This window comes from Bacteroides sp. AR20 (assembly GCF_964250605.1).
In the GTDB taxonomy this organism is placed as follows: domain Bacteria; phylum Bacteroidota; class Bacteroidia; order Bacteroidales; family Bacteroidaceae; genus Bacteroides; species Bacteroides uniformis.
In genome coordinates this window covers 1-10,328 of the sequence record NZ_CAXUGK010000054.1, presented here as the reverse complement: position 1 = coordinate 10,328, position 10,328 = coordinate 1, and the positions used below count along the sequence as shown (strand labels likewise).

The window sequence follows — 10,328 nt, the reverse complement described above, 5'->3', positions numbered from 1 at the left end:
TTTGTTCGGTTAAACATACCCATGGGTGGGGCACTTTTTAAATGTTGTTCCGGGTCCCTTTTCAAGTGTTAGCTACACATCTGAATTTATTAAAAACATTAAATTATGGAAATAACGATTATGGAAACAAGTGCTTATCTGGAATTAAAAAGACAGCTTAGCACACTGTCTGTACAAATGGAAGAATTCAATCGGAAAACTGCCCCGCTGTCTCCAGATAAATGGATTGACGCGCAAGAGGTGTGTCAGGCTCTGGGTATCTCAAAGAGATGCCTTCAAGCACATCGGAACAGGGGATTGATTCCCTGCTCCCATATCGGTGGAAAATATTTCTACCGTGAAGCGGACATACAGAAAATATTGGAAGAAGGTTTAATAAGAAACAGAAAATAACAGATGGCAGAAATCATTACCAAAGATTCGGAAGAGTTTAAGGAAATCACCGGATGGATTAAGAGAACCGGAAGAGCACTGGAAAAAGCAACGGCACGAATACGCCCGGGCATAGCCGATGAACATTATCTCTCAGGGGAGGAAGTCTGTGAGAAACTACATATCTCCAAAAGGACACTGCAGGCCCTCAGAGACGAGAAAGCAATTCCTTATACCTCCGTCACCGCGGCAGGAGGTAAATTGCTCTATCCGGAAAGCGGATTGTACGAGGTTCTAAAAAAGAATTACAAGGATTTCAGAAAGTATATAAGATAAATGACGTATACTTTACATGAAAAAACTCCTTCAGCGACTTTGGACCGAAGGAGTTTTTTTATACCCAGCCGTTTCTTTAGTTGGTAAGCCGGTATACGTCACCGATCTTCATACACAGCTTGTCCGTGTCTTCACCGACTTTCGGATTAATCAGCTCGGCATAAATCTGGGTAGAAAGGATGGATTTGTGGCCCAACACTTTCTGCAGGGTTTCTAGCGGCATCCCTTTTAAAATGGCCAGAACGGCAAAGGTGTGACGCCCGATGTGCGGGGTTATCTCGGTTGAGCAGCCGCACTTTTGAGTCAGAACCCTCAGACTGGATACCATAGTCTGGTATTCGCCTACGGGAAACACCTTGTCAGGCGAACTTTTCTTTTCATTTTCACCCCTGTACCTCTCGACCAGCTCGATGGCGATAGGCAGCAGCTTCACCACATAGGCCACACCGGTTTTTATACGGTTGCCCATCAGCCATGTACCACCCTCGGAATCCGTATGGATATTCTTATACGTGATCTCTTTCAGATCCGCATACGCCAGACCGGTGAAACACATGAACAGGAACATGTCACGGATCGCACGCTGGCGCTTGTAATTCAACTTGACATGGATGACTCTTTGTAAGTCCTTCTCGGTGAGGAAGGAACGCCGCTTGTATTCGGGCAGGCAGTCGAAACCGACGAACGGATGAAGCCTTATCCAGCCTCTTTCCTGGGCGGTATACATCAGCCATTTTAGGGTGTTGACCCGGCAGAAAGCCGTCGAGCTAGCCAAAGCGCATGTACCAAGCATCCAGTTGTAATAGTCCTCGATGAACTTCTTGTCAAGGTCAGCGATGGCTATATCCTCGATATGCCTCTTCTCTTTGAGGAAAAGCAGCAGATTGTTGTAGTCTGCCACCAGCCCGCGATAGGTACTTGCCGCCTTTTCCTTGCCCACCTTTTCCTTATAAGAGGCAAGCTCCTCCCTAAAAAGCCCCATAAGGGTGTGATAACCATCTCCAAAACCAAGATAGCGATTATAGACACTTTTAGCAGTCACCAGACTGTCATGGTCACAGATATACTGGTAATGCCTTGTTATCTGGGTCTTGATATGGTCAAGCTCCTGGTTCAGCCGTCTGGCCTCGTCGGATTTTCCCTTCGCTCTATTGGCTTTAGCATCCCATAATGCCAGTGAAACTTCCAGCTTACAACTGAAGCAGGCGGTAGTCCTGTTGATGGTTATACGTCCCATGATGGGAACCCTACCATCTTTCAACGATTGGTTCTTGGTGTAAAACAACACGGAAAATGTACTTCTCATAAACTCGCTTCTTTTAGTTACAAAATTAATAAATATCGAGCTTTTTGAAGTTATGAAAAGCAACGCAATATATTGAAAAAATAACCGTTTAAAATCCATGAAATACCTGTATTTGCAAGGTAACGGATAAGTAACGGAAGTCGCAGCAAAACATCTCCCATAATGCTCGCTTTCTCTACCATCAACCAACAATAAAAAATGGTAACTATTTGATTGTTAATTGGTTTTAGCTACCTTTGTAAATTGTAGAAAAATACTTAGTTTCTCTTATTGAAACAACTTGTTTTTAAAGGTTGAAACAAAGTGTTCAGTACTGTGAACTAACGGACTAATTGAGAAAAGACCCAGATAAACTCATGTTGTCACAGTCTCTTTAGTTCCTCTTCCTTCGTGAATATTTCACTCTATTTTTCTCTGCTCCGGATTGATTTTCCTGATTGTGAAAAGTGCTTATAATATTCTCTCTTTCGTTTAAAAGAAGTTATAAAACAAGAGATGGAAACTTTTAGACCTGAAAAAGTTTTTAATTTTGTGCCTTATCTTTGAGAAGAATATAGTATGGAACGACGATATATACTGAATGCGATTGATGCCGCTTTGCAGGCTGGCGAGAAAATTCTTTCCATTTACGATGATCCGGCATCGGATTTTCAGGTAGAAAAAAAAGCGGATAATTCTCCTCTTACTATTGCCGACCGTAAGGCTCATGAAACTATCTGCCGTTTTTTGGCTGATACACCTTTCCCTCTGCTAAGCGAGGAAGGCAAACATTTGCCTTTTTCGGAACGACGGAGTTGGGAAACTTTATGGATTGTAGACCCTTTGGACGGTACGAAGGAGTTCATCAAGAGGAACGGTGAGTTCACAGTGAATATAGCTTTGGTGCATCACTCAGTACCGGTAATGGGAGTCATTTATGTGCCGGTAAAAAAGGAGCTCTATTTTGGAGTGCATGATTCGGGTGCTTATAAGCTATCCAGTATTACTGCACGTGATGGAATGTCGTGGGATGAACTGCTTGCGAAAGCTGTTCGGCTGCCGGAAACAAGCGTGCACGAACGGTTTGTAATTGTGGCTTCCCGTTCGCATCTGACGCCCGAGACAGAAGATTATATCGAGAAAATGAAATGCAGCCATGCGGAAGTTGAGCTTATATCAAGTGGAAGTTCCATCAAGATTTGTCTGGTAGCTGAAGGCAAGGCTGATGTATATCCTCGTTTTGCCCCTACGATGGAATGGGATACGGCGGCTGGGCATGCTATTGCACGTGCTGCCGGAATGGAAATTTATCAGGCGGGGAAGGAAGAACCTTTGCAATATAATAAGGAGGATTTGCTGAATCCGTGGTTTATCGTAGAACCCAAGCATACTGAAATAAAATAACGACTTTATGACATTTGAGATATTGTTTGTGCTGCTGGCATTGTTGGGCATGGTGATTGCCTTGGTTCTGGATAAAATGCGTCCGGGCATGGTGCTCTTTTCTGTCGTAGTATTGTTCTTGTGTGCAGGTATCCTCACTCCTAAGGAGATGCTGGAAGGGTTCAGTAATAAGGGGATGATTACTGTTGCCATGCTGTTTTTGGTCAGTGAAGGCATCAGGCAGTCGGGTGCTTTGGGGCAAGTAATCAAGAAGCTGCTTCCCCAAGGTAAGACTACGGTCTTTAAAGCGCAGTTCCGTATGTTGCCCACCATTGCTTTTATTTCAGCTTTTCTAAACAATACTCCGGTGGTTGTTATCTTTGCTCCCATTATCAAGCGTTGGGCCGAATCTGTAAAATTGCCTGCTACCAAGTTCCTTATACCCCTTTCTTATGTGACGATACTTGGCGGAATCTGCACCCTGATAGGGACGTCGACCAATCTGGTGGTGCATGGTATGATATTGGAAGCCGGATATGAAGGCTTTACTATGTTCGAGTTGGGTAAAGTGGGCATTTTCGTCGCGATTGCAGGCATCCTTTATCTGTTCGCTTTTTCCTCAAGGCTTTTGCCGGATGTTCGTACGGATGCGGTAAAGCTGGATGAGGAACCGGAGGAGCATGGAGATTTACATCGGGTGGAAGCTGTACTCGGCGCCCGTTTTCCCGGTATCAACAAGAAACTTGGTGATTTTAACTTCAAGCGGCATTATGGGGCCGAAGTGAAGGAGATTAAGCGTAGCGGTCAGAGCATTGTTGGAAATCTGGAAAATGAATATCTCCGCGAAGGGGATACGCTGGTGGTGATGGCTGATGACTCTTTTGTAAAGACCTGGGGGGAATCTTCGGTGTTCGTGTTGCTGGCCAATGGCAAGGATACGGAACCGGTGCCCGGAAAGGGAAAGCGCTGGTTTGCCTTGGCTTTGCTGATATTGATGATAGTGGGTGCAACGGTTGGTGAACTTCCGGTTGTCAAGGAAGCTTTTCCGGAAATCAAGTTGGATATGTTTTTCTTCGTTTCCATTACTACTATCATTATGGCCTGGACAAAGATATTTCCGGCCCGCAAGTATACCAAATATATATCTTGGGATATTCTGATAACGATTGCTTGTGCTTTTGCTATCAGCAAGGCGATGGTGAATTCCGGAGTGGCAGATGCTGTGGCGCGTTTCATTATAGGCATGAGCCATCATTATGGCCCCCACGTGTTGCTGGCTGCTGTGTTTATCATAACGAACTTGTTTACAGAGCTGATTACGAACAATGCGGCCGCGGCACTCGCTTTCCCGTTGGCACTTTCCATCTCTTCACAGATGGGAGTCAGTCCGATGCCTTTCTTCGTTGTAATTTGTATGGCGGCTTCCGCCAGCTTCTCCACTCCTATAGGGTATCAGACTAATTTGATTGTACAAGGTATCGGTAACTATAAGTTCACGGATTTTGTACGCATCGGGTTACCTTTGAATATCATTACTTTCCTGATATCCATTTTCTTGATTCCTTTAATTTGGCCATTTTAAAAAAAGAAGAAATAATAACATATGGAAGAAAACAACCACATATATCCGATATTTGACAAAATGCTGATGCGGAAAGACAAAGAAGACTTGTTGAAGCAGCACAGCGTGATGGTTTGGTTTACCGGCTTGAGCGGCTCCGGCAAAAGTACGATAGCCATTGCCTTGGAGCGCGAACTTCATAAAAGAGGATTGCTTTGCCGTATCCTGGATGGTGACAACATCCGCAGTGGCATCAACAATAACCTCGGTTTTACGGAGGCCGACCGTGTGGAGAATATCCGGCGTATAGCCGAAGTTTCCAAACTCTTTCTTGATACGGGTGTTATAACAATCGCGGCTTTTATCAGTCCTAATAACGATATTCGTGAAATGGCGGCTGATATAATCGGACAAGACGATTTTCTGGAAGTTTATGTCAGTACCCCGCTTGAAGAGTGTGAACGCCGTGACGTGAAGGGACTTTATGCCAAGGCACGTAAGGGAGAAATCAAGAATTTTACTGGTATTTCCGCGCCTTTTGAGGAGCCGGCTCATCCGGCTCTGACGTTGGACACCTCTGTTCTCAGCCTGGAAGAATCGGTCAATAAACTGTTGGAACTCATTTTACCAAGAATTCAGAAGAAATAAGATATAATGAAAGAAGAATATAAATTGAGCCATTTGAAGGAACTCGAAGCAGAGTCCATTCATATTATCCGTGAAGTGGCAGCGGAGTTTGAAAATCCGGTGATGCTGTATAGTATCGGCAAGGATTCTTCGGTTATGGTGCGCTTGGCCGAAAAGGCGTTTGCTCCCGGCAAAGTGCCGTTCCCGTTGATGCACATCGATTCCAAGTGGAAGTTTAAGGAGATGATACAGTTCCGTGACGAGTATGCCAAGAAGTATGGTTGGAACCTGATAGTGGAAAGCAATATGGAAGCTTTCAATGCAGGTGTCGGACCTTTTACGCATGGCAGCAAGGTGCATACGGACCTGATGAAAACGCAGGCTTTGCTCCACGCATTGGATAAGTATAAGTTTGATGCGGCATTCGGTGGCGCTCGCCGCGACGAGGAGAAGTCACGCGCCAAAGAGCGTATTTTCTCCTTCCGTGACAAGTTCCATCAATGGGACCCCAAAAACCAGCGTCCCGAATTGTGGGATATTTATAATGCCCGGGTACATAAAGGAGAGAGTATCCGCGTATTTCCGTTAAGTAATTGGACGGAGCTGGACATCTGGCAATATATACGTTTGGAAAACATCCCTATTGTGCCGTTGTATTTTGCCAAGGAACGTCCTTGTGTGGAGATTGACGGAAATCTGATAATGGCGGATGACGACCGCTTGCCGGAACAGTACCGCGACCAGATAAAGATGCGTATGGTGCGTTTCCGTACGCTAGGTTGCTGGCCGTTGACCGGTGCTGTGGAAAGCGATGCCGATACCATCGAGAAGATTGTCGAGGAAATGATGACCACCACCAAGAGTGAACGGACGACCCGTGTCATTGACTTCGACCAAGACGCAAGCATGGAGCAGAAGAAGCGCGAGGGATACTTCTAAAGGAATTAAAAATTAAGAATTAAAAATTAAATCATTAAGGATGAACGATTCTACACTTGATATAAAGGCTTTTCTTGATAAGGATGAGCAGAAAGACTTGTTGCGCTTACTGACTGCCGGTTCTGTGGATGACGGAAAATCCACATTGATAGGCCGTCTGTTGTTCGACAGCAAGAAACTATATGAGGACCAGCTGGACGCACTGGAACGCGACAGCAAGCGCATGGGAAATGCCGGCGACCACATTGACTACGCCCTTTTGCTGGACGGCTTGAAGGCGGAGCGCGAACAAGGCATCACCATCGACGTGGCATACCGCTACTTCTCGACCAACAATCGTAAGTTTATCATTGCCGATACTCCGGGACACGAGCAGTACACACGCAACATGATTACCGGGGGCTCTACAGCTAACTTGGCAATTATTCTGGTGGATGCGCGTATGGGTGTCATTACGCAGACGCGCCGGCATACTTTCCTGGTGTCGTTGCTTGGCATCAAGCATGTGGTGCTTGCTGTCAATAAGATGGACTTGGTGGATTTCTCCGAAGAACGTTTTAATGAGATAGTCGATGAATATCGGAAGTTTATAGCTCCATTGGGCATTCCTGACGTAAACTGCATTCCGCTGTCAGCTTTGGATGGCGACAATGTGGTGGAGAAATCGGAACGTACTCCTTGGTATGAGGGTATTTCACTTCTTGACTTTCTGGAGACGGTACATATTGACAACGACCATAATTTGAAGGATTTTCGTTTCCCGATTCAATACGTCTTGCGCCCCAATCTCGATTTCCGTGGTTTTTGCGGTAAGGTGGCTTCGGGTATTATTCGTAAGGGAGATGAAGTGATGGCATTGCCTTCCGGTAAGAAGTCGCATATCAAGAGTATAGTTACATACGACGGCGAATTGGATTACGCCTTTCCGCCCCAGTCCGTCACCCTGACTCTGGAAGACGAGATAGATGTGTCGAGAGGGGAAATGCTGGTACATCCGGATAACCTGCCCGTCATGGACCGCAATTTTGAAACGATGCTGGTTTGGATGGATGAAGAGCCGATGGATATCAACAAATCATTCTTCATCAAACAGACCACCAATATAAGCCGTACTCGCATCGACAGTATCAAGTATAAGGTGGATGTCAATACGATGGAGCATCTTTCCATTGACAACGGAAAGTTGAGCAAGGAAACATTGCCGATGCAGCTCAATCAGATTGCGCGTGTGGTGCTGACTACTGCCAAAGAGCTTTTCTTTGACCCTTATCAGAAGAATAAGGCTACCGGTTCGTTTATCTTGATAGACCCGATAACCAACAATACCAGTGCTGTAGGTATGATTATCGATAGGGTGGAGGATAAGGACATGCACTTAGCTGAGGACCTGCCTATACTGAATTTGCCTAAGCTGGGTATAGCTCCCGAACATTACGAAGCTATAGAAAAGGCTGTGAAAGAGCTGGAACGCCAGGGCGTGGCTGTACGGATAGAGCGCAGTACTTCTTTATAAGTATTGCAATTCTCTCTCGGCATCACCGGAAGAAAACCATAACATATTAATATAAAGATAATAATGGGATTGTTAGAATTCAATAAGCTTCCGATAAACACCCTGGTAGGTGCGGATTGGAAAACATTCAAGGATATAACGGGCGGTCGTGACATCGGTGCTGCCTACAAAGGTAAGTATCGGCTGACAAAAGCCGTCTGCCGCCTGCTGTCCACTTTGGCTCCTCTGCAGGACAGACGCTATGAAAAGCTCCTGGCAGATAAGCCCTTGGGGCATGATCCGGTATTCATTTTGGGACACTGGCGTAGCGGGACTACGTTTGTGCATAATGTTTTCTCCTGCGACAAGCATTTCGGCTACAACACGACATACCAGACTGTATTTCCGCATCTTATGATGTGGGGGCAGCCTTTCTTCAAGAAGAACATGAGTTGGTTGATGCCGGACAAACGTCCCACGGACAATATGGAACTTGCCGTTGACCTTCCGCAAGAAGAGGAGTTTGCTTTGGCAAATATGATGCCCTACACCTATTATAATTTCTGGTTCCTGCCCGAATATCAGCAAGAGTATGCCGATAAATACCTGCTGTTTGATGACATCACAGAGAAAGAGCTGAAAGTATTTGAGGAGACTTTCGTCAAACTGATAAAGATTTCTCTTTGGAATACGAACGGAACCCAGTTTCTTAGTAAGAATCCGCCTCATACGGGACGTGTGAAAGAGCTTGTCAAGATGTTCCCCAATGCCAAGTTTATCTATCTGATGCGTAATCCTTATACTGTTTTCGAAAGCACACGTAGTTTCTTTACTAACACCATTCAGCCGTTGAAACTGCAGGATATCAGTCATGAGGAGCTTGAGAAGAATATTTTGTCCATTTATGCCAAACTGTATCATAAATACGAAGCGGACAAGGCATGTATTCCTGAAGGAAACTTGATAGAGGTGAAGTTTGAGGACTTCGAAGCGGATGCAATGGGAATGACTGAATATATCTACAAGGCTTTGTCCATTCCGGGCTTTGTAGAGGCGCGTGTCGATATTGAGAAGTATGTAGGTGGAAAGAAAGGATATAAGAAGAATAAATACAAGTATGATGAGCGTACAGTGCAGTTGGTCCAGGATAACTGGAATTTTGCACTGGAACAGTGGAAGTACGATTTATAATGATTGTCAATTATCAATGAGAGAAATGATTCAAAAGAAAATTCGTATGTTGGGAGTGCTGTCTGCCATGCTCTGTTGTGGAGCTGTTTCTGCGCAGCAGCACGAGGTAGAGATGATTCCTTTCGGAAATATGGATCAATGGATTGACCGCCAAATCAAGGAATCCGGTATTATTGGCGGTGCCACGAAGAATGTATATGCCATCGGGCCTACTGCTACTGTCACCGAGACCAAGGCATACAAGAATATGGGAGGTTCGCCGTGGGCGACATCCAATGTGATGGCCCGGGTAGCCGGTATCACGAAAACCAATACTTCTGTTTTCCCGGAAAAGCGAGGGGATGGTTTCTGTGCCCGTATGGACACCCGTATGGAGAGTGTGAAGGTTTTTGGAATAGTGGATATCACGGTGCTGGCTGCCGGCTCCATGTTTCTGGGTGAGGTGCACGAACCTATCAAGGGGACCAAGAATCCGCAGAAAATGCTGAATTCCGGCATACCGTTTACAAAGAAACCTATCGCCATACAGTTTGATTATAAAGTAAAGATGTCCGACCGCGAGAAGCGTATCCGTGCAACGGGCTTTAGCCGTATCACAGATGTTGAGGGAAAGGACTTCCCGGAAGTGAATCTGTTTCTGCAAAAGCGTTGGGAAGATGAGAAGGGGAATATCTATGCCAAGCGTGTAGGAACGATGGTCGTACGATATTATACTACTACCGATTGGCATAATAATGCCACTTATTCCATCATGTACGGTGATATCACCGGTGACCCTGCATACAAGGCCCACATGATGCGTCTTCAGGTTGAAGAACGCTATACAGTTAACAGTAAAGGAGAGAGTGTGCCTATTAAGGAGGTTGCCTGGGGGACGAAGGACGATGTGCCCACTCATTTGCTGTTGCAATTCACCTCTAGTCATGGTGGTGCTTATATAGGTTCTCCTGGCAATTCGCTATGGATTGACAATGTAAAATTGGTCTATTAGAATAAAAGCAGTTAAAGTTGATGTCATACTTTAGCTGCTTTTTTTATGGAGTCAACGAGACTTTGACTTACTTCTTATTTCAAATGAATTTTGTATGTCAGCCCTCCCGTGAAATATTTCATCCTCTGCATTTCGACCTGCACATGCAGAT

At 45.2% G+C, this 10,328-nt stretch carries 10 protein-coding genes; 9 read left to right on the top strand and 1 reads right to left on the bottom strand.

The genetic code is table 11. The features are described 5' to 3' along the window. Positions 1–105 precede the first annotated feature (105 nt). Both ACESTD_RS18125 and ACESTD_RS18120 read left to right on the top strand, forming a co-directional pair. On the top strand, positions 106–393 hold the full coding sequence (locus ACESTD_RS18125) for a helix-turn-helix domain-containing protein (RefSeq protein WP_225700311.1): 288 nt from the start codon (positions 106–108) through the stop codon (positions 391–393). A gap of 3 nt (positions 394–396) precedes the next feature. After that, positions 397–708 (top strand): helix-turn-helix domain-containing protein, encoded by a 312-nt coding sequence (locus ACESTD_RS18120; protein WP_005805292.1) that lies wholly within the window; start codon positions 397–399, stop codon positions 706–708. A gap of 76 nt (positions 709–784) precedes the next feature. On the opposite strand, the gene ACESTD_RS18115 is transcribed toward ACESTD_RS18120, so the two are convergent. Further along, positions 785–2,014, bottom strand: coding sequence for a tyrosine-type recombinase/integrase (locus ACESTD_RS18115; RefSeq protein ID WP_373159080.1), 1,230 nt, complete (start codon positions 2,012–2,014; stop codon positions 785–787). Between the two features lie 558 nt (positions 2,015–2,572). Between ACESTD_RS18115 and cysQ the strand changes: the two genes are divergently transcribed. The 7 genes from cysQ to ACESTD_RS18080 all read left to right on the top strand — a co-directional run bounded on the left by cysQ (position 2,573) and on the right by ACESTD_RS18080 (position 10,177). Beyond that, on the top strand, positions 2,573–3,397 hold the full coding sequence (gene cysQ / locus ACESTD_RS18110) for a 3'(2'),5'-bisphosphate nucleotidase CysQ (protein WP_373159079.1): 825 nt from the start codon (positions 2,573–2,575) through the stop codon (positions 3,395–3,397). Between the two features lie 7 nt (positions 3,398–3,404). Further along, positions 3,405–4,958, top strand: a complete 1,554-nt coding sequence (locus ACESTD_RS18105) for an SLC13 family permease (protein ID WP_087332665.1) — start codon at positions 3,405–3,407, stop codon at positions 4,956–4,958. Between the two features lie 21 nt (positions 4,959–4,979). Next, on the top strand, positions 4,980–5,585 hold the full coding sequence (cysC, locus tag ACESTD_RS18100; RefSeq protein WP_005836053.1) for an adenylyl-sulfate kinase: 606 nt from the start codon (positions 4,980–4,982) through the stop codon (positions 5,583–5,585). Between the two features lie 6 nt (positions 5,586–5,591). Further along, a complete protein-coding gene (cysD, locus tag ACESTD_RS18095; protein WP_005826557.1) occupies positions 5,592–6,503 on the top strand; it encodes a sulfate adenylyltransferase subunit CysD in 912 nt (303 codons plus the stop codon). 40 nt (positions 6,504–6,543) lie between these two features. Then, entirely contained in the window at positions 6,544–8,016 is a 1,473-nt protein-coding gene (gene cysN, locus ACESTD_RS18090) for a sulfate adenylyltransferase subunit CysN (protein WP_118274955.1), read from the top strand. 63 nt (positions 8,017–8,079) lie between these two features. Continuing rightward, positions 8,080–9,186, top strand: a complete 1,107-nt coding sequence (locus ACESTD_RS18085; protein ID WP_195288914.1) for a sulfotransferase — start codon at positions 8,080–8,082, stop codon at positions 9,184–9,186. 25 nt (positions 9,187–9,211) lie between these two features. Next, complete coding sequence (locus tag ACESTD_RS18080; RefSeq protein ID WP_117991426.1) at positions 9,212–10,177, top strand: PCMD domain-containing protein; 966 nt, start codon at positions 9,212–9,214, stop codon at positions 10,175–10,177. Positions 10,178–10,328: the final 151 nt, after the last annotated feature.